The sequence below is a fragment of the Flavobacterium sp. K77 genome, assembly GCF_021608205.1.
Classification (GTDB): Bacteria; Bacteroidota; Bacteroidia; order Flavobacteriales; family Flavobacteriaceae; genus Flavobacterium; species Flavobacterium turcicum.
The window spans coordinates 16,545-37,619 of record NZ_JAKIHO010000002.1 but is presented as its reverse complement, the minus strand read 5'-3'; the positions used below and the strand labels follow the sequence as shown (position 1 = coordinate 37,619).

Below are 21,075 nucleotides of genomic sequence, written 5' to 3'. Positions count from 1 at the left end.
TCCATATTTTTTATAGATTTTTGGAAGCTAGTTAACAACCATAAATTGACTGAAAGGATTATGAGAGAACATGACATGTTAGAAAAAGAGGAGATTTTTTCTAAAGTTTTAAGAGCTGGAAGAAGAACTTATTTCTTTGATGTGAGAGCAACTAAAGCAGACGATTACTACATTACCATCACTGAAAGTAAAAAATTTACTGAAGAAGACGGTTCTTTTCATTTTAAAAAACACAAAATTTACTTGTACAAAGAAGATTTTGCTGCCTTTGCAGAGATTTTAGAAGAAATGACCTCTTACGTTTTAAACCATAAAGGCGAAGAAGTAATTTCAGAAAGACATCAAAAAGATTTCAAAAAAGAATATGCAACAGAACGTTTTGAAGACGATGCATTACCACAAACATCAAACTTTACCGATTTAGATTTTGATGATATTTAATTTTCAGTTACTTACTTACCCAAAAAAAGTCCAAGAAATTCAATTTTTTTGGACTTTTTTTATTCTCGCACTAATCTATTTTAAAGACTCATGACAACACCTTTAGTAAGTGCACAGTGGCTTTTGGAGCACTTGCACGATCCTGACCTTATTTTACTTGATGCTACGGCCAATGAGAATCAGGCACAGCTACAGCTTGATCATACCGAAATAGAAATTGAAGGCAGTCGTTTTTTTGATCTCAAAAATAACTTCAGCAAAAAGGACAGCTCTCTTCCCAATATGCTGCTTCATCCTAATGATTTTGAAAAAGAAGCGCGTGCACTTGGAATTTATAATTCGAGTAAGATTGTAATTTATGATCGTTTAGGAATCTATTTTAGTCCCAGAGTTTGGTGGATGTTCTCGATCATGGGAGCAAAACAAGTAGCGATATTAAACGGCGGTTTGCCCGAGTGGATAAAAAATGGTTTACCTACACAAACAAAAACCAAAAATCCGAGATTTGCCCCCGGCGATTTTACTGCACAATTCTGCGAGAATGCAGTCCGTAGTAAAGAGGAAATACTTGCCAATCTAATCACGAAAACCGAAATTGTCATTGACGCTCGCGAAGCAAATCGATTTGAAGGAAAAGTACAAGAAACTCGCAAAGGACTTCGTTCTGGCCACATTCCCGAATCAATAAACATTCCTTACACAAACGTGCTGAAGAATGGGAAGTTCAAAACAATTCCAGAATTGAAGCAAGTGCTACCACAACTTAATAAACCTGCCATTTTTAGTTGTGGCTCTGGAATCACGGCTTGCATTACCTTGCTTGCTTTTGAACTTATTCAACAAAAAAATAATGTGATTTATGATGGTTCTTGGACGGAATGGGGTTCAAACAATGATTTACCAATAGCATAAAAACACTTAACCAATTCGCAATCCATTTTCAACCTTAAAATCGGGCGCAAGCAAAACAATATCGCCCTCAGCTCCTACTGATCCTAAAACCAAACATTCGCTAAAAAATTTCCCAATTTGTTTCCTGGGAAAATTGACTACAGCAACAATTTGTCGGTGTAATAAATCTTCTTTTTGGTATCGTTGCGTAATTTGCGCAGATGATTTTTTAATTCCAATATCACTTCCAAAATCAATTGTCAACTGATAAGCCGGTTTTCGGGCTTCTGGAAAATCGTTTACTGCGGTAATTGTGCCTACACGCATTTCTACTCTTTCAAATTCGCTCCAATTTAATTCTTCCATAGTTACAATCTGTTAAAATACTGAATAACAAACCTATAAAATTTACAACTAATTAAACTAATTCTGTAATACTTTTTTTTTAGAACAAAGCTAACTTTACAAAAGACGAAAACTAAATTCATCTTTTAAATTGTAATTATTATGGAAATGAGTCAAATGAATGATAGCACAAAACGAAAAGAAAACAATTCTGGTATCGATATGTATATTGAGACAGCCCCAAATGTACAGTTGTATGTGAAAGATTATGGGCAAGGAAAACCTGTAATTTTAATTCATGGCTGGCCTTTATCAAATGAAATGTGGGAATACCAAATTGATGCTTTGATAGAAAATAACTTTAGAGTGATTACCTATGACCGCAGAGGTTTTGGAAAATCGTCTCAACCTTGGGACGGATATGATTACGACACATTGACTGATGATTTGAAAGCGATTATTGAACATTTGGATTTAAGTGATGCCGCGCTTGTTGGGTTTTCGATGGGTGGCGGAGAGGTCGTACGGTATTTCAGTCGTCATGGCGGAAAAGGAATTTCAAAAGCTGTTCTGATTGCATCAGTAACACCTTTTCAGTTACAAACGGATACGAATCCAGACGGAGTCCCTCAAGAAAAATATGACGGAATGGCGGAACTAATTAAAGCTGACCGAATCGATTTTCTGGATAATTTTGGAAAAACATTTTTCGGACAAAGTTTTTTGAATAAACCAATTAGCACCCCATTATTAGATTATTACAGAATGTTGTGCTCTTTTGCTTCGCCTCGCGCCACTTTACAATGTGCCGTATCCTTTTCAACAACCGATTTTCGATCAGAAATGGCAGCAGTAAATGTTCCTACCTTAATTATTCACGGGAATGAGGATAAAACGGTTCCTATTGCAATCACATCTGAAATAGCCGCGAAATTGATAAGTGATAACCAATTTATCATTTATGAAGGAGCGCCACACGGTTTATTTTATACCGAAAAAGAAAAATTAAACAATGATTTAGTCACATTTCTAAATTCATAACACTGAAAAAAAGCAATTTACCAATTAGTCCTAAATTAATAGGAGCCATAAAAAAACCCAAAACTAAGTTTTGGGTTTTTCATTTTATAGTAAAGTGAAATAGTTCAAACTATTTTACATCCATTAATTCTACATCAAAAATTAGGGTAGCATTTGGTGGAATAACTCCTCCTGCACCTCTTGGACCGTATCCTAAATCAGATGGAATTACAAAACGAGCTTTATCACCTACTTTTAAAAGTGCAATACCTTCGTCCCATCCTTCGATTACTTGACCTTGACCCAATTTAAATTCGATTGGTTTTTTTCTTGGGTATGATGAATCAAAAACTTTACCATTGTCTAATGAACCTTGGTAATGAACAGAAACTGTTTTTCCGTTTTCAGCTTGTTTTCCGTCTCCTTTTTGGATGAATTGGTAACGCAATCCGCTTTCTGTTTTTTCAAAACCAGCAGCTAACTTTTCCATTGCCGCCTCTGCTTCTGCTTTCAATGCTGCGTCTCTTTTGTTGCGCTCTCCTTTAAAAGTGATAAAAGCCTCAATTGGATTCCAGTTTTTAGCCTCTTCACCTTCGCGAATAATTTCAATTGACTCTAGCGTATCGCCTTGAGCAACAGCATCAACAACTTCTTGTCCTTCAACAACATGACCAAATACAGTGTGTTTGTTATCCAACCAATCTGTATTTACGTGTGTGATGTAAAACTGAGAACCATTTGTTCCAGGTCCTGAATTGGCCATAGCCAAAACTCCTGGACGGTTATGCTTTAAACTTGGGTGAAATTCATCATCAAATTTATAACCCGGATCTCCAGTACCTGTTCCTAACGGGCAACCACCTTGAATCATGAAATCAGGAATAACGCGGTGAAATTTTAAACCATCATAAAATTTAACTCCTTGTGGTTTAATTTTATTTTCTAAATTTCCTTCTGCTAATCCTACGAAGTTACCTACCGTTCCTGGTGTTAAATCGTGTGTGAGTTTTACTAAAATAGCACCTTTTGTGGTGTTGAATTTAGCATATATTCCGTTTTCCATTTTTTATGATTTTTATTGAAGTGCAAATTTACGAAAATAAATTTAAAAAGGGAATTGGCGATTATTTGATTAAAAAGCCGCAAAGAAAGCCACGATTAAAACCAATTTTAGTTTGGATTTGATTTGCAGTATAATTACCAGCAGCGCGATTCTTATTTGTATTTTTGTTCGTTTTCCTCAACCCTAAAAAGGACTATTTTTTCTATCAAATCATAAGGAATTGTTTGGTTTAACGGAAACTGCACAGATCCTTTTCCTTGCTTGTATTTTGACAAAGCTTCAGCAAATGCTGCGTGACCAGTTGGTGTGGCATAAAAGCCGATATGATTTTTGAATCCCGCAAAATACACCAAGGGTTTACCGAATGTTTTATAAGCAGGCATTCCGTAGGAAATACTTTCAACAGCTGTTGGCGCATTTTTAATAATTATCAACCGAATATTCTCCAAAAGCAATTGAATAGCTGGAGGAAATGATTTTAGGTATTCGTCTACAGATTGAAAATCAGTTTTCATGTTTTCTTTTCGTGATGATATTCGCATTTGATGTTGCTAATGCCAAATTAAGATTTATTTTGTGTTTGTAAATTATTTTTCTGTATCAAAGCCGATTTTTTTTTAGACTATTAACCAAAAACTGTTTTGGGTAGTTTTTTATTTCTCGAGTTCAGCAATTAAATTGTCAATTGTAGAACAAATTTCAGTGATAGACACTTTGTTTCCGTTGCCATAAAAGTATAAATCGTGAGATATTTTTACTAATTGCCCCATTTGCGAACGTTTATCTGGAGACCAAGTTTTTCCAATTTTCACAGCTCCAGTATCGTCAGTAGTCAAAAAGTAAAAGGATTCACCGTCGATGTAATAGGGCTCTATTTCATAACTTTTTGTCTGTTTAGCCAATAACTGGAATAAATACCCGATTTTATGATAAAACTTTTTGTCAACTCTCCTTTTTTTTGTTTCAAATTTGACATTTTCTTTATTTTTTGCTCTCCAATAGCTTTCAGACAATGTAATAGAAATTAAAAAGTAATTTTGATTTTCCTTTTCAATTGAAAATGCATATTCTTTTGAAAATGATGGGATAGCGATAAATCTTGCGTACGGATTAGAGGACATTCCATCAAAACACAAAGAACTTATGTTACGATAATAATTTTCTAAACCTCCTCCAACAAAAAAAGTTTCGGGTTCCAGATGTTGCTTTTGTCCAAAGCTAATTAAAGCTTTGAAAAAAAGCAGAGCTAAAATTACTATTCTTTTCATCTTGGTTCTTAAATATTGCAAACAGCGTTTTGTCTGGCGATGCCTTTTATCCATACTCCAAAGCCAATACTTTTTACAAACTTCTAAAAAACATATTTATTTTACTCCGAAAGGTTTTGAGTTCAATTCACTTAACCATTCCGTTCCATATTTTTGGTTCAAATAATCGAAAATCATTTGGTTATTTTCTGTTGCTTTTTTGAAAGACAAAGGATCAAGAACACAATTCTTTTTGATTACTCCAATACCATATTTTTCTTTGAATTTTAAATAGTCTTCGGGTATTGTGTTATCAATTCCGTGCATTATAAAATTTAAAGTTCCTTTTGCTAAGCGGTTTTCTATTTGTTCAATGGTTAATTTACTATCCGAGTTAGTAGCAAAAGAGCGTGTTTCAAGATTTTTTAATTCGTTTTTTTCTTTAAGCCGAATTGTAATTGTGTTTTTATTTTTATTTATCCTCGCCGGATAAAAAGTGTACGCTATAAAGTCGTTTGAGACAAAACTGAATTGGTATTTTCCTTCTTCCGGCAAGGTGATTTTGAAACTTTCAGCTTTAGTAATTTTAGTTGTTTTGTTTAAAGTAATAATCGTAAACTCTCCCAATATTAACTCCTTACTTGTTAAGTTTTCAAAAACAACAGTTGCTTCAATTTCAGCTGCGAAAGCCATTGGAGTGCACAAGGCAAATAACAAAGACAAAATCAGATTTCTCATAAGTTCTATTTTTTAAGGATTAATGTTAAATTGTATATTGTGTCATTTAGTTTGAAAATGTTTTATAACATATTCTAGATTGCAGAAAGTGACGATTTTTACCATAAACTTTGTTGCAATGAACCGATGTTTAATAAACCGCATTTGTGAATGTAGAGGATGGATGTACTTCCTTTTACCAACCGTAGTTACAACCTCTCTGTTTGGTCAGTCGTTTCAAATTCCTTTAAAGTTTTACCATCTTTATTTTTCCACTCTGTCAATCCATTTGCATTGCGTCCCATGACCATAACTGCTGCTGTCGATGGACTACTAAAAATATAGTCGTCTGAAAACTCAAGGTATTCTTCCCTGTAAACAAGTACACCTTCATTAATAAGTTTTTGTCTGTAGTTGATAAAATTTGGAGTCATTGAATTTACAATTGTCGCAGCTGCTTTAGAATTTTTAAAAACAACAAAACCATCTGATGTTGGCTCGCCTTGTCCGTCTGCACCCCGAGCCGCTTTAATAAAAAATAACTCTTGTTTTTGTATAGGTTTAAATTCTCTTTTTTCGTCGAATACCTTATGCCCAAGTGTATTTACTAGCATTTTAATATATTCGATAAATTCTTCCATTTCGGCTCTATCAGATTCTGAAATTGAAGATTGAGTGGGAATTATTGAATTGTCTAATGTGTATCGATTTGCAGATTTAGCAATGTCATGAAGGCGATTTTCTAAGTATTTTATATGTGCCTTGTTTAAGTTTTCGTCCTTGCTAATAAAAACTATTGCTTCGTTCCAAAAATCTTTTTGAGTCAATTGTTGATTGAGCCTTTTTAAAATTGATTCAGCTTCACCAATATACACTTGGTCTCTGCCCGTATCATCTTTACCAAAGAGTAAATACACTCCTGTGCTTTTTAAGTCTTCACGATCTGAACAATCCTTAATTTTAATTCTTGGAATTTTATATGCTTTTCCTGACCAGTTGGAAAGTTCGCAACTCATTCGTCCATTTGGTTCTCCGTCAATGAGAAAAATTTTTATTGTCTTTCCGAATTTCATTATTTAATAAGTATTAAGTTCACAAATTACTGGCAGGTGATCGCTATATTTTAACCAATTTTCAATAGTCGCTACTTCAAAACTTGTCATGCACTCTTCAATTGCTTTTGACGCGAAAATATAGTCAATGTGGTAGGGTTTTATTTTATTCTTTTGATGATAAAAAGTTGGCTTTGATTCTTTCCCTTGTTGCTCATTAAAATAGCTATGATACAAACTGTTGATATCCATTTTTGATAAATCCTGCACCACATCAGTATGATTCCACCATCTATCCCATTCATCCCAGATCGAATTGCTATTGAAATCACCTGCTACAACTATTTTATTAAATTTATGTTTATTTATCTCTAAATATTTCCATAATTGTCCAATGTAGCCAAAGTTTGGTGATTTGTTTTGACTTGTCCATACACTCAATAATTGAAAATCATTATTCACAAGGCAAGGCAAAAAGTACTTTACTTCATGGTCTTTGTAGGTATCACTCCAGTGCAGCGCTTCGATTGATGTATTGTTTTTCGCAAAAATCCCAAGCCCTTTGTTTTTATTGTCTCCTTTCCATAAATAATTTCCTGCCCATGCAGTATAGAGCTGATGTTTTGCTAATTCTGGATTTTCGCATTCTTGTATAATGTAAAGATCAGCATTAAGGTCTGAAAGCTGTTCATACTTATTCCTCAATGCGCCATTACAATTCCAAGTAACTATTTTCATTATTTATTCTATCTTTAAAAAAGGAGTCAGAACCCCAAACCATGTAATATTCAGTAGTCACGAGCCGTTAGAGCCATCATATCCTATTCTTCAAATATATAAATAATTAGTTACAATTCACGAAACTATAATTACATAAAAGAACAGTTTTCGTACCTGCGCAACCAAAAAAACTATCTTGAAATACGCATGCCCTAGCCCAGATAGGAGTGAAAATCCTTATGCGCCGGCTTTCGGCGTATAAGATTGTAACGTATAGCTGGATCAAGCTCCTAAAGAAAAGTTTAATGGTTGAATTGGGTAATTGATTATTAGAAAACCTTAGCAACTTTGTATCTTTGTCGCATAGAACCTTTTTTAAGAAAAATTATGCGCATTGATATTGTTACCGTTTTGCCTGAGTTGTTACGAAGCCCGTTTGAAGCTTCGATTATGAAACGTGCTATTGATAAAGGTTTGGTGGAGGTTCATTTTCATAACCTGCGCGATTACACAACTAACAAACAAAAAAGCGTTGACGATTATCCGTACGGTGGCGGCGCTGGAATGGTGATGACGGTGCAACCTATTGACGCTTGCATTACGCATTTAAAAAGCGAGCGTACCTATGACGAGGTGATTTACATGTCGCCCGACGGTGAAACACTTAACCAGAAAATGGCGAATACGATGTCATTGTATGAAAACATTATTATTTTGTGTGGGCACTACAAAGGTGTAGACCAGCGTGTGCGTGATCATTTCATTACCAAAGAAATTTCTATTGGCGATTATGTTTTATCTGGTGGTGAATTGGGAGCTTTAGTTTTATCAGATGCTTTAATTAGGTTGATTCCTGGAGTGTTGAGTGATGAAACTTCGGCTCTGACTGATAGTTTTCAGGATGGATTACTTTCGGGACCTATTTACACACGACCTGCAGACTACAAAGGATGGAAAGTTCCAGAGGTTTTGACTAGTGGGAATTTTGCCAAAATTGACCAATGGCGCGAAGATATGGCCTATGAACATACTAAAAATAGAAGACCGGATTTGTTGGAGGAGTAAAAATTAGTTTAAAGTTTCAGGTTTAAAGTTGTGATTCAAAAACTTAGAAACTTTAAACAAGAAAAACTTTAAACTTTAAACATTTTTTTTTACTTTTGCGCCCACATTAAGTTAACCTCTGGCGAGATCCGTGAATGTTGACCTAAATTAAATCATAATAAAATAAAATCATGGCAGATTTATTGAAATTCGTTCAAGACGAGTTTGTAACAAGAAAAGATTTCCCAGTTTTTGCAGCTGGAGACACAATCACCGTTTACTACGAAATTAGAGAGGGTGAAAAAACAAGAACTCAGTTCTTTAAAGGTGTGGTTATTCAAAGAAGAGGTTCAGCTAACACTGAAACTTTCACCATCCGTAAAATGTCTGGTTCAGTTGGTGTAGAGCGTATTTTCCCTGTAAACTTACCTGCATTACAAAAAATTGAAATCAACAAAAAAGGTGCAGTTCGTAGAGCTAGAATTTTCTACTTCAGAGAACTTACTGGTAAGAAAGCAAAAATTAAAGATAAAAGAAGATAGTTTTATCTCTTTGAATCATAAAAGTCCCAACTCGTTTTGGGACTTTTTTTTTGCTCTAATTATAGCAAATCCATTACCAAACAAACACTAAAAGCAAGAGTAAATATCACAATCCAAAACGAACACGTTATAATCTGAAAATTCATGTTTTTCTCGCGTAATTCGGGCCTCAATTACATCTGATTTTCATATCTTTGTGCGCCTTATTTCAAGACTAAACCTTTAAATAAGCTACTTTTAACGCTATTGGATTATAAAAATAAAAAAATGACACAGAAATCAAAGATTTTTTACACGCTTACTGACGAAGCGCCATTATTGGCCACTTATTCATTTTTACCTATCGTTCAAGCCTTTACAGGTACTGCTGCTATCGAAATTGAAACAAGAGACATTTCATTAGCCGGTAGAATTATTGCCAACTTCCCTGAGTTTTTGACAGATGCTCAAAAAACCAACGATGCTTTGGCTGAACTAGGTCAATTAGCTACTACGCCAGAAGCAAACATCATAAAATTACCAAACGTATCAGCCTCTGTGCCACAATTGAAAGCTGCTATTGCTGAGCTTCAAGCACACGGATACGCTGTTCCTAGTTATCCAGAAGAACCACAAAACGATGCAGAAGCGGCTATCAAAACTAAATTTGCTAAAATTTTAGGATCTGCGGTAAACCCTGTTTTACGTGAAGGAAACTCTGACCGTAGAGCACCAAAAGCAGTTAAAAATTATGCAAAAGCAAACCCACACAGCATGGGCGCTTGGAGTGCAGATTCAAAAACATACGTAGCATCAATGGAAAGTGGTGATTTTTACGGAAGTGAAAAATCAGTAACCATTGCAACTCCTACCGACGTAAAAATCGAATTGGTTGCTGAAGATGGTACCACTACAACATTAAAAGCGAGTACACCATTAAAAGCAGGTGAAATCATTGATACTGCTGTACTGAATGTAAATGCATTAAAATCATTTGTAGCGCAAACGATTGCTGATGCTAAAAAACAAAACATTCTATTATCAGTGCACTTGAAAGCGACGATGATGAAGGTATCTGACCCAATCATTTTTGGCGCTATCGTAGAGGTTTACTTTGCAGATGTTTTCGAAAAATACGCAACTTTATTCCAAGAATTAAACATTGACACCCGCAACGGTCTTGGCGATGTTTATGCTAAAATTGCTGGAAATCCATTGCAAGCTGAAGTAGAAGCCGCATTAACCGCAGCTATCGAAAATGGTCCTGCATTGGCAATGGTAAACTCTGATAAAGGAATTACCAACTTACACGTTCCATCTGACGTAATTGTAGATGCCTCTATGCCTGCAATGATTCGTACTTCAGGACAGATGTACAACAAAGAAGGAAAACAACAAGATACTGTTGCACTTATTCCAGACCGTTCTTACGCTGGTGTGTATACTGCCACTATTGATTTTTGTAAAAAACACGGTGCTTTTGACCCAACTACCATGGGAAGTGTTCCTAACGTAGGTTTGATGGCTCAAAAGGCAGAAGAATACGGATCACACGACAAAACTTTCCAAATTACAACTAACGGAACCGTTCGTGTTGTGGATACAAATGGCGTTGTTTTAATGGAGCAAGCTGTTCAAACTAATGATATTTTTAGAATGTGTCAAGCTAAAGATGCTCCTATTCAAGACTGGGTAAAACTAGCTGTAAACAGAGCGCGTTTATCAAGTACTCCAGCCGTTTTCTGGTTGGATAACAAAAGAGCACACGACAGAGAATTGATCGTAAAAGTAAATCATTACTTGAAGGATTTTGATACAAATGGCTTAGATATTCGTATCTTGAATCCAGTTGAAGCTACTCAATTTACTTTGGAAAGAATTGTACAAGGTTTAGATACTATCTCAGTTACTGGAAACGTATTGCGTGATTACCTAACTGATTTATTCCCAATTTTAGAAGTTGGAACTTCTGCCAAAATGCTTTCTATTGTTCCGTTAATGAACGGTGGTGGATTGTTTGAAACGGGTGCAGGTGGATCAGCTCCAAAACACGTTGAGCAATTTACAGAAGAAGGATATTTGCGTTGGGATTCATTGGGAGAATTTTTAGCACTAGGAGCTTCATTAGAGTACTTAGGTCAAACTTTAAACAACACTAAAGCCATTGTATTAGCAGAAGCTCTTGATGTTGCTACTGAGAAATTTTTAGCAAATGATAAATCTCCTGCTCGTAAAGTAGGTGGAATTGACAACCGAGGATCACAATTTTACTTAGCTATGTACTGGGCTGAAGCTCTTGCAGCACAATCAAAAGATGCTGAATTACAAGCGACTTTTGCTCCAATTGCAGCAGAACTTTTGAGTAACGAAGCTACAATTAATACTGAATTAATTGCAGCACAAGGAAAAGCGCAAGAAATTAAAGGTCATTACCACCCAATTCCGGAATTGACTAGCAAAGCGATGCGTCCAAGTGCAACATTCAATGCTATTATCGAAAAAATCGCATAATTAAATGCACAATTAAGAATACTTATAAAAGACAACTCACCGAGTTGTCTTTTTTTTATTAGTAATACCTTAACATCCGTTATAATAAAATTAAGAATACAAAGTTTGTTCTTTGTAGCTTATAATTCGTTAAATAACTATCTATGGATTTTATAAAAAAATACCTGTTGCTGTTTCTTTTGTTTGGTGCTTTGCCAGCTTTGGCCCAAGAAAAATTCACACTTAGCGGAACTGTTATTGATGGCAATAGCAATGAAACGTTGATTGGAGTAAATGTTGTGGTTACCGAGTTAAAAACGGGAGTTACTACCAATGAATATGGTTTTTACTCGATTACATTACCCAAAGGGACTTATACCGTACAAGTGAGTTATTTGGGATATAAAACCCTTGAACAAACTTTAAATCTGAATCAAAACGTTAAAAATAATTTCAATTTATTTGGTAACGAAACTACATTAAAAGAAGTCATCATTACCGATAACAAAACCAAGATCGATATCAAAAAACCCGAAATGAGTGTCAACAAACTCTCGATTTCAGCCATCAAAAAAATGCCTGTTGTTCTTGGTGAAGTAGATGTTTTAAAATCTATTTTATTATTGCCAGGAGTTACAAACGCGGGCGAAGGCGCCTCTGGTTTTAATGTTCGTGGTGGTGGTGCCGATCAAAATTTAATTTTACTAGACGAAGCAACCATTTTTAACTCCTCGCATGTTTTTGGTTTTTTCTCCGTTTTCAATCCTGATGCCATAAAAGATTTAAAACTGTACAAGGGCGGAATTCCAGCACGTTTTGGCGGAAGAGCCTCTTCTGTTTTAGATATTTATCAAAAAGATGGCAACAGTAAAGATTTTCATGTAAATGGAGGAATCGGTTTGATCAGCAGCCGCATTCTTGCCGAAGGACCTTTGGTAAAAGATAAAGGTTCATTTTTAATTGGCGGTCGCAGCTCTTACGCCCATTTATTTTTAAAACTTTCCGAAGAACAAAAAGACAATGCAGCTTATTTTTACGACCTCAACACCAAATTAAGTTACAAACTAAATCCCAACAACAGTTTGTATTTGTCTGGTTATTTTGGTCGCGATGTTTTCAGTTTAAGAGATAGCTTTTCTAACATTTACGGAAACACCACAGTCAACTTGCGTTGGAATCACTTATTTTCTGAAAAATTATTCTCGAACCTGTCCTTGATATACAGCGATTACTATTATGGTTTAGATCTCGATTTTGTGGGTTTCAAATGGGATTCTGGCATTAAAAACTACAACATCAAATACGATTTCAAAAACTACATTTCGGATAAGTTCAAATTGAATTACGGAATGAACAGTATTTATTACGAATTCAATCCGGGAACTATCAGGCCATCTAAACTCGATAGTGGAATTAACTTTGCACAATTGGATAAAAAATACGCTTTCGAACCTGCATTATACCTCAATGCTGATCATGATATTAGCAACAAAATTTCACTTTCTTACGGATTGCGCTACAGCATGTTTTACCGTTTGGGTGCATCGGATGTTAATCTTTACCAAGACAACAACCCAGTATTGTTTAATCCTGAGTTGAAAATTTATGAAAAAGCAACTCCTATCGGTCAAAAATCATTTTCTCGTAACCAAGTAATTGAAAGCTTCAACTACCTTGAACCGCGATTTTCTGCTGCTTATCAAATAAATGATGAGCAATCCATAAAAGCGAGTTACAACCGCATGGTGCAGTATTTGCAACTCATCTCGAATACCTCATCTCCTACTCCGCTTGATATTTGGACACCAAGTGATAATTTCATCAAACCACAAATTGCCGATCAAGTTGCCTTAGGATTTTTCAAAAATTTCAGCAATGACCAGTATTCTTTTGAAGTAGAAACCTACTATAAAAAAGTACAAAACAGATTGGACTACATTGACGGAGCCGATTTGATTGCCAACAATGCCATCGAACAAATTATTCTTAACGGGCAATTACGTTCCTACGGACTAGAACTTTTACTTCGTAAAAATGAAGGGAAACTGAACGGTTGGATCTCTTATACCCTATCGCGTTCAGAGCAACAAACACCCGGACGAACTACGCTTGAAACCGGCATCAACAACGGTCAGTGGTACAATTCTGTTTTTGACAAACTGCACAATCTGGCAGTTACTTCTTCTTATACCTTGAATGACAAATGGTCTTTTGGAGCTAATTTTGCACTACAAAGTGGCCAACCAGTAACCTTTCCAACTGGTCAATACGAGTACTTGGGCATTGTGGTTCCTAGTTATGGCTTGCGCAACAAAAATAGATTGCCAGCGTACCACCATTTGGATATTGCTGCAACTTTAACACCAAAAAGCAATAACAACCGCCAATGGAAAGGCGAATGGGTTTTTAGTATTTACAACCTTTACAACAGGCGCAACGCAGCATCTATTAATTTCAGACAAAACGCGGACACAGGCGCCAATGAAGCCGTTCGTACCTCGATTTTTGGAATAGTTCCTGCTGTGAGTTATAATTTTAAGTTTTAAATTCTTTTTGACACCATGAAATCAACAACAAATATTCTCAAACAAAGCTTTCTTTTTCTTGCACTTGCACTCTCCTTTTTGGTAAGTAGTTGCGAGGATGTAATTGCAGTTGACTTAGATGAAGCCGATCCAAAATTAGTTATCGAAGCAGCTATAAACTGGCAAAAAGGCACCTCAGGAAATACCCAAAAAATAAAATTGACTACTACAACTGGCTTTTACAGTTCCCAAATACCAAAAGTAAGCGGCGCCAATGTGACTATCAGAAACAGTCAAAACACCGTTTTTGTTTTCAACGAAGTAGGAACAACAGGCGAGTACGTTTGTAGCAATTTTGCACCGGTAATTAACGAAACTTATACCTTAACCATCATCAGTAACGGCAATACCTACACTGCAATGGAGACTCTGAAAGCGGTCGCACCAATCAGCCGACTAGAACAAAACGACCAAGGCGGTTTTACAGGAAACGAAAAGGAAATTAAAACCTACTATCTTGATCCTGCCGGCCAACCTAATTATTACCTGTATAAATATTCGTATTCCAACCAACGCAAGTCAGACTTTTACGTAGACCGTGACGAATTTTTTGATGGCAACGAGTTTTTTAGTATTTCGCAAAACGATGAACTAAAAAAAGACGATAAAATCGAGGTTACTCATTACGGCATTTCTCGCGCCTATTACAACTACATGAGCGTGCTCGTGAGCATTGCAGGCAACAGCGGCGGCGGCCCATTTCAGTCACCACCGGCAACCGTGCGCGGCAACATTGTCAATACCACCGCACCAGAAAATTTTCCATTAGGCTTTTTTAGTCTAAGCGAGATTGCAGTTGCCAATTACACCGTACAATAATTAGTAGCTGATCCAGCTGTTCATTACAACCCACAACCGCTTTTGAACTGTTTTGTAGCTTGTATAAGGAGCTTCCTTTGGTCGCTCTTCTACAAGCACAAAACAAATGTTCAAGAGCGGTTCTTGGTTTTCATTTCCATCTGGGCTAGAGCACTCGGCAATAACAGAACTTTTATTTACTTTTACAATCCTATTTCAAAACCGCAATACCATGTCTTCACATCACATCGTTCGAGACGATCAAGAACCCGCTTTAATCATTGCCAATGGTGCAGCTTGCAATCCTGAACTTTTGGGGCAGTTGTTAGAGTGGTCTCCGCTTGTGATTGTGCTAGACTCGGCCATGGAGCGCGTGATGGACTTGAACATAAAAGTTGATGTTTTGCTGGGCGATTTCGATCGTGATTACAATACTGAGCGATACCAAACCTTGCAATACCCAATTGATATCATTCATACGCCAGACCAAAACAAAACCGACCTCGAAAAAGCTTTTGATTACCTAATTGAACGCAAAATTCCCGCTGTAAATGTAGTTTGGGCCACCGGACGAAGAGCCGATCATACCATTACCAACATTACCAATATTGTCCGTTACAAAGACCTTATTAAAATTGTAGTACTTGACGACCATTCGAAAATTTTTCTTCTACCACGACAATTCGAAAAATGGTACACGGCCAACACTCCTATTTCTCTCATTCCCATTGGTGAAGTTTCAGGAATTCATTCCAGTAATTTGTATTATCCTTTACAAAATGACACCTTAACTATTGGGTACCGCACAGGCAGCAGCAATCATGTCGCCAAAGATGGATTAGTTAGTATTTCGCACCAATCAGGCGATTTATTATTAATGGAATGTATTGATTAGTTGTGTGGAAGTTTACAAAAAAATCTACGGTAAAAAGAAATCCAAAACAGAAACAAAAATGGTAAAAAATAATAAAATTTTGATAGTTTGTGTTTTGCTACTTGGCTTTTATTTATTCAAAAATTTCTTGTCCAAAAATATGATTTCGGGAACTTATGTTAGTAATAACAAACAAAGTTTAATTGACGGACCAAATTTTGGAGATACTTTGAAAATTTACAGTAATGATAGATTTGAAAGTCAAACTTGGGGAAATGGAAAGTATAAACTAAAATATTCACTGAAAGGAACTAATATTCAATTAAATTATAGATTTGAATTTGGAGAAGCTAGTTATGAAATGAATATTTATAGAAGTTTTTTTTCTAAACCCAGAATTAATTTAGACAGTGATTTAGAATATTATTTTGAAAAAGTAGATTAAAATGGCTGTACAAATTTGTCCAAAGTGTAAAACAGATAATTTTTTTTGGAATATTGATGTTAGCGAAACTACATTGACAAAATGGAGCTGTCTACATTGTAAATATATTGCAGTCGAAAATGAAACCGATGAAAGAAAATGTCTCAAATGCAATCAAAAAACTGAAACAAAATTAAAAGATAAAATAGAAGAATTTTGGTGGTGTAGTAATTGCAACTCTACAACAAAAATTTAATAAAAAACCAGCACACAACAGCTACTACATCGGATTTGGACAATTAGCTTTATGGATAACTAATTTTGTATTTAACTGCAAACTAGTTAACGAAAAATTGATTTTACTTTAGAACAGAACACCTTTATTTTCAGAACCTCTAATTCAACTTTAAAACAGCATCTCTCACGATGTCGTAATGACTCCACGGAATAAAATGATTGGCATTTTCAATCACAATGGCATCTAAACTTGCTGCATTGCTAAAATTTTCTTTCATAAAAGCAACATTACTAAACGGTACCAAATCATCTTTGGTCCCATGAATAATTGTAACTCCTGACGTAATCTTGGGCAACTTTGGTTTCAAAGCGATCAAATCTTTTTTCAACCACCACAATTCGTCGTTCGATGGTCGCAAAGCACCAGGAATCAAATACCGTAACGGTGGCGACAGAATCACTGTGCGCCATTTTTCTGGCTTCTCAGCAGCAGGATCGAGCGAGCCCGCTAAAATAACTAAGTGTTTGTATCGCTTGGGATAATCCGCTGCTAGTTGCGCTATAACGGGTCCACCCATCGAATGACCAATCAACACAACCTCTTTTTGATTACTCATTTTTGCAATGAATTGGGCAATGTATTTTGACTGAACAGCTAAGTTTTCAGCTATCCCAAAATCACTATAACCAAAACCTGGACGGTCAATGGCAATCATTCGGTATTTTTTCAGCAATAAAGTGTCTTTTAAATAATCTTTGTAGGCGTTCCAACTTCCTGGCGAACCGTGAATAAAAAACAGCGTAGGTTTTGCCCCATCACCAGTTTGAATATAATGTATTTGGTGGCCGTCTATACTAAGGTACTTATCTTGAAATTGCGTTCCGCTTTCTGTAAAAAACTGCTTTGTTTCTTTGGCATTGTAGCGCATTCGCATACACGACTGACTCATTACCACGTAACTCAAAAACAAAACGTAGACAACGTAGCGTTTTTTAAATCGGAATCGGTTCAACGTAAAATTCATTAGTGTTTTTGTTATAAAAGTAACCGTTTTTTATGGCAACTAAAAGCCTTGCCTCTACAATTTTTACACTGACTCAAAATGCTATTTTCTCTTAAACAACCGCCTAACAATTTACAAGTTAGGATTGACTATCTTTGCACTGAAATTAAAAAAATGAAAGCAACACCAAGCATCCTTAAAACAAATTTACATCCTCGAAATCTTGATCGTGAAGGGTATAATTTTGAACAATTGTCGGCCGTAAATCCTGAGCTTAGTCAACATGTATTTGTGAATGAACATCAAACACAAACCATCAACTTTAGCGATCCTCTGGCCGTAAAGGCGCTCAATAAAGCATTGCTTGCTTTTCATTTTAACATCAAAAATTGGGATATACCAGCCCAATACCTTTGTCCGCCAATTCCGGGTCGCGCAGATTACATTCATTACCTTGCCGATCTATTGGCTTCAAGTAACAACGGTGTAATCCCAGAAGGCGATACTGTACTCGGTCTTGACATTGGTGTAGGTGCCAATTGCATTTATCCTATTTTAGGAAACTCTACTTATGGTTGGAATTTTGTCGGTACCGATATTGACCTGAAAGCGATTGAAAATTGTAGCAGCATTTTGAGTGACAATCCAAAACTTGGTGAAGCTATTAGTTTGCAACAGCAAACGGAGTCTCGATTTATTTTTAAAAACATAATCACTCCCGAGGATCGTTTTACGTTTACGATTTGTAATCCGCCTTTTCATGCCTCGGCAGATGAAGCTACCAAAAGCAGTCTTCGAAAAGTGAACACACTCGAAAAATCAAAAACAAAAGAACTCGTTCTTAATTTTGGTGGACAAAATGCCGAATTATGGTGTGCTGGTGGCGAGTTAGGATTTTTGACTCAAATGATTTTTGAAAGTGCTAAATACCCAATGCAATGTTTATGGTTTACCACTTTGGTCTCTAAAAAAGAAAATCTTTACAGCTTAAACAAAACCTTACAAAAGGTAAGTGCTGTTACAGTGCGTACCATTGACATGGCTCAAGGCCAAAAAACAAGTCGTATTTTGGCTTGGACATTTCACAGCGAAGCCCAACAAAAAGCGTGGAAATTTTAGTTTTTAAAAACCGTTTGTCAAATTCCTTAGTATCTTTGTGAACTAGCACTGTACCCACATGAAGTTCCAAGTAGTATCCGATTATCAGCCCAAAGGCGACCAACCTGTAGCCATTCAAAAATTAGCACAAGGTATAATTGATGGCGATCCTTTTCAAACCCTTTTGGGAGTTACAGGATCCGGAAAAACGTTTACAGTAGCCAATGTAATTCAAGAAGTTCAGCGTCCGACCTTGGTTTTGGCACACAACAAAACCCTTGCGGCACAGTTGTACTCTGAATTCAAACAGTTTTTTCCGAATAATGCAGTAGAATATTTCGTATCCTACTACGATTATTATCAGCCAGAAGCCTTTATGCCGGTTACCGGAGTTTTCATCGAGAAGGATTTATCCATCAACGAGGAATTGGAGAAAATGCGTATGTCGACAACGGCTTCGCTACTTTCCGGTCGACGTGATATTTTAGTCGTAGCATCGGTATCTTGTTTGTACGGTATCGGAAACCCAATTGAATTTCAGAAAAATTTAATTCCGCTTGAGCGCGGTCAAATGATTTCGAGAACTAAATTGCTCCATCAATTAGTACAAAGTTTGTATTCCAGAACAGAAGCCGACTTTAATCCGGGCAGTTTTAGAATTAAAGGTGATACTGTTGATGTGTACCCAAGTTATGCTGACGAAGCATACCGCGTTCATTTTTTTGGTGATGAAATTGAAGAAATTGAAAGCTTTGATACCAAAACATCTCAAGTTTTAGAAAAATTCGAACGATTGACAATTTATCCTGCCAATATGTTTGTTACTTCGCCCGATGTGCTGCAAAATGCCATTTGGGAAATCCAGCAAGATTTGGTCAAACAAGTAGATTATTTTAAAGAAATAGGCAAACATCTTGAAGCAAAACGACTGGAAGAGCGAACCAATTTCGACTTAGAAATGATTCGTGAATTGGGTTATTGCTCCGGAATTGAAAATTACTCTCGTTATTTAGATGGCCGTTTACCGGGCACAAGACCTTTTTGCTTATTAGATTATTTTCCTAAAGATTATTTGATGGTGGTTGATGAGAGTCACGTTACATTATCACAAGTTAGTGCTATGTACGGAGGCGACCGCAGTCGTAAAGAAAACTTAGTGGAATATGGTTTCCGACTTCCCGCTGCGATGGACAATCGTCCATTAAAATTTGAGGAATTTGAAGCCATGCAAAACCAAGTAATTTATGTATCCGCTACTCCAGCTGATTATGAATTGCAAAAAACGGAAGGTGTTGTGGTAGAACAAGTAATTCGTCCTACCGGATTGTTAGATCCTATTATTGAAATTAGACCAAGTTTAAATCAAATTGATGATTTAATTGAAGAAATTCAACAACGTGCTGAACAAGATGAACGTGTTTTGGTGACTACTTTGACCAAAAGAATGGCTGAAGAGTTGGCTAAATACTTAACTAAAGTTCATATTCGTTGTCGTTATATTCATTCAGAAGTAGACACTTTGGAACGAATTGAAATCATGCAAGATTTACGAAAAGGTATTTTTGATGTGTTGATTGGTGTCAACTTATTGCGTGAAGGTCTTGATTTACCTGAAGTTTCTCTTGTTGCGATTTTAGATGCCGACAAAGAAGGTTTTTTACGTAGCCACCGCTCTTTAACACAAACTATTGGTCGTGCAGCGAGAAACCTGAACGGAAAAGCCATCATGTATGCTGATAAAATTACAGACAGCATGCAAAAAACAATTGATGAAACCTCATACCGCAGAACCAAACAAATCAATTACAACGTTGCAAACAATGTAGTTCCGCAGGCGCTGAACAAAAAAATCGAAAGCGCATTTACCAAAAACACTCTGGTAGATTATGAATTGGGCAACAGTGCACCAATAGCTGCAGAGCCAGTAAATGCCTATTTATCGAAACCAGAAATTGAAAAATTGATTCGAGAGAAAAGAAAAAACATGGAAAAGGCAGCCAAAGAATTAGACTTTATGCAGGCAGCAAAATTCCGTGATGAAATCAAAGCATTACAAGAGCAACTTACTTAGTTGTGTTGCTCTTGAAAAATAGTCAACAGAACTTCACTCTCAATAACAGAGAAAGGTGATTTTTCCATTAATTTTAAAATGCGTTTAGTCGCGTGTGGATTCAACCCCATTTTAATAGCAATTTGCTGAATGGCGGCTAATTCTTTATCATGTAAAACGCCATCACAATGCATAAGTAAAGCCAATCGATAAAATTGCTGAATGCGCATAAACTCTGAGCGAATAGGAAGCTCTGGCAATTCTTCATGAAATAGCTCTTGAAAATCAGCAGTATTAAAACCCAATTCAACTGCAACAATTCGCAAGAACTCGTATTCTCTTGCATGTAGTTTACCATCAACCGTGGCAAAAGCAATTAATTCTAAAAGTAAACTTCTCTTTTCTTCGAAAGTAGCCATCAAATTCCTATTTTTAGCTAAATTATTGTTTTTAG

The 21,075-nt window shown here is 36.1% G+C and carries 21 protein-coding genes; 12 read left to right on the top strand and 9 right to left on the bottom strand.

What is annotated here, in order from left to right:
* The first annotated feature begins 60 nt into the window (after positions 1–60).
* Complete coding sequence (locus tag L1S34_RS05795; RefSeq protein WP_166134790.1) at positions 61–441, top strand: PUR family DNA/RNA-binding protein; 381 nt, start codon at positions 61–63, stop codon at positions 439–441.
* A 90-nt stretch (positions 442–531) separates the two neighbouring features.
* Positions 532–1,353 (top strand): sulfurtransferase, encoded by an 822-nt coding sequence (locus L1S34_RS05790; protein ID WP_236363215.1) that lies wholly within the window; start codon positions 532–534, stop codon positions 1,351–1,353.
* Positions 1,354–1,359: 6 nt separating this feature from the next.
* Here L1S34_RS05790 and L1S34_RS05785 read toward each other — a convergent pair whose 3' ends face one another.
* Positions 1,360–1,698 (bottom strand): tRNA-binding protein, encoded by a 339-nt coding sequence (locus L1S34_RS05785; protein WP_236363214.1) that lies wholly within the window; start codon positions 1,696–1,698, stop codon positions 1,360–1,362.
* A gap of 141 nt (positions 1,699–1,839) precedes the next feature.
* Between L1S34_RS05785 and L1S34_RS05780 the strand changes: the two genes are divergently transcribed.
* Positions 1,840–2,718, top strand: a complete 879-nt coding sequence (locus tag L1S34_RS05780) for an alpha/beta fold hydrolase (RefSeq protein WP_370637579.1) — start codon at positions 1,840–1,842, stop codon at positions 2,716–2,718.
* Positions 2,719–2,827: 109 nt separating this feature from the next.
* On the opposite strand, the gene L1S34_RS05775 is transcribed toward L1S34_RS05780, so the two are convergent.
* From L1S34_RS05775 to L1S34_RS05750, 6 genes are all read right to left on the bottom strand, one after another.
* Positions 2,828–3,760, bottom strand: coding sequence for a peptidylprolyl isomerase (locus L1S34_RS05775; protein ID WP_236363213.1), 933 nt, complete (start codon positions 3,758–3,760; stop codon positions 2,828–2,830).
* A 152-nt stretch (positions 3,761–3,912) separates the two neighbouring features.
* On the bottom strand, positions 3,913–4,275 hold the full coding sequence (locus L1S34_RS05770) for an iron chaperone (RefSeq protein WP_236363212.1): 363 nt from the start codon (positions 4,273–4,275) through the stop codon (positions 3,913–3,915).
* 138 nt (positions 4,276–4,413) lie between these two features.
* On the bottom strand, positions 4,414–5,028 hold the full coding sequence (locus L1S34_RS05765; protein WP_236363211.1) for a hypothetical protein: 615 nt from the start codon (positions 5,026–5,028) through the stop codon (positions 4,414–4,416).
* Positions 5,029–5,124: 96 nt separating this feature from the next.
* A complete protein-coding gene (locus L1S34_RS05760) occupies positions 5,125–5,745 on the bottom strand; it encodes a hypothetical protein (RefSeq protein ID WP_236363210.1) in 621 nt (206 codons plus the stop codon).
* A gap of 188 nt (positions 5,746–5,933) precedes the next feature.
* A complete protein-coding gene (locus L1S34_RS05755) occupies positions 5,934–6,797 on the bottom strand; it encodes a GIY-YIG nuclease family protein (protein ID WP_236363209.1) in 864 nt (287 codons plus the stop codon).
* 3 nt (positions 6,798–6,800) lie between these two features.
* Positions 6,801–7,514, bottom strand: a complete 714-nt coding sequence (locus L1S34_RS05750; RefSeq protein ID WP_236363208.1) for an endonuclease/exonuclease/phosphatase family protein — start codon at positions 7,512–7,514, stop codon at positions 6,801–6,803.
* A gap of 369 nt (positions 7,515–7,883) precedes the next feature.
* Here L1S34_RS05750 and trmD point away from each other — a divergent pair, with 369 nt between their 5' ends.
* The 7 genes from trmD (at position 7,884) to L1S34_RS05715 (ending at position 16,253) form a co-directional block, all read left to right on the top strand.
* Entirely contained in the window at positions 7,884–8,561 is a 678-nt protein-coding gene (trmD, locus tag L1S34_RS05745; protein ID WP_236363207.1) for a tRNA (guanosine(37)-N1)-methyltransferase TrmD, read from the top strand.
* 170 nt (positions 8,562–8,731) lie between these two features.
* Positions 8,732–9,082: a 50S ribosomal protein L19 gene (rplS, locus tag L1S34_RS05740; protein WP_166134748.1), complete on the top strand. Its 351-nt coding sequence runs from the start codon at positions 8,732–8,734 to the stop codon at positions 9,080–9,082.
* 267 nt (positions 9,083–9,349) lie between these two features.
* On the top strand, positions 9,350–11,572 hold the full coding sequence (locus L1S34_RS05735) for an NADP-dependent isocitrate dehydrogenase (protein ID WP_236363206.1): 2,223 nt from the start codon (positions 9,350–9,352) through the stop codon (positions 11,570–11,572).
* A gap of 143 nt (positions 11,573–11,715) precedes the next feature.
* Positions 11,716–14,097 (top strand): TonB-dependent receptor, encoded by a 2,382-nt coding sequence (locus tag L1S34_RS05730; RefSeq protein WP_236363205.1) that lies wholly within the window; start codon positions 11,716–11,718, stop codon positions 14,095–14,097.
* Between the two features lie 15 nt (positions 14,098–14,112).
* The gene (locus L1S34_RS05725; protein ID WP_236363204.1) at positions 14,113–14,955 is read left to right on the top strand and encodes a DUF4249 domain-containing protein; all 843 of its coding nucleotides are present in this window, start codon (positions 14,113–14,115) and stop codon (positions 14,953–14,955) included.
* A gap of 211 nt (positions 14,956–15,166) precedes the next feature.
* Entirely contained in the window at positions 15,167–15,829 is a 663-nt protein-coding gene (locus tag L1S34_RS05720) for a thiamine diphosphokinase (protein ID WP_236363203.1), read from the top strand.
* A gap of 58 nt (positions 15,830–15,887) precedes the next feature.
* Positions 15,888–16,253, top strand: coding sequence for a hypothetical protein (locus L1S34_RS05715; protein WP_236363202.1), 366 nt, complete (start codon positions 15,888–15,890; stop codon positions 16,251–16,253).
* 374 nt (positions 16,254–16,627) lie between these two features.
* Here the strand turns inward: L1S34_RS05715 and L1S34_RS05710 are convergent, their stop codons facing one another.
* On the bottom strand, positions 16,628–17,494 hold the full coding sequence (locus L1S34_RS05710; RefSeq protein WP_236363201.1) for an alpha/beta fold hydrolase: 867 nt from the start codon (positions 17,492–17,494) through the stop codon (positions 16,628–16,630).
* A gap of 153 nt (positions 17,495–17,647) precedes the next feature.
* On the opposite strand from L1S34_RS05710, the gene rlmF reads away from it, so the two are divergent.
* Together rlmF and uvrB are read left to right on the top strand one after the other, a co-directional pair.
* Positions 17,648–18,592, top strand: a complete 945-nt coding sequence (gene rlmF, locus L1S34_RS05705; protein ID WP_236363200.1) for a 23S rRNA (adenine(1618)-N(6))-methyltransferase RlmF — start codon at positions 17,648–17,650, stop codon at positions 18,590–18,592.
* A 58-nt stretch (positions 18,593–18,650) separates the two neighbouring features.
* The gene (uvrB, locus tag L1S34_RS05700) at positions 18,651–20,642 is read left to right on the top strand and encodes an excinuclease ABC subunit UvrB (protein WP_210791770.1); all 1,992 of its coding nucleotides are present in this window, start codon (positions 18,651–18,653) and stop codon (positions 20,640–20,642) included.
* Here uvrB and L1S34_RS05695 read toward each other — a convergent pair.
* Positions 20,639–21,040: a TerB family tellurite resistance protein gene (locus tag L1S34_RS05695; RefSeq protein WP_236363199.1), complete on the bottom strand. Its 402-nt coding sequence runs from the start codon at positions 21,038–21,040 to the stop codon at positions 20,639–20,641. The two genes, uvrB and L1S34_RS05695, sit on opposite strands and share 4 nt — an antisense overlap.
* Positions 21,041–21,075 lie beyond the last annotated feature (35 nt).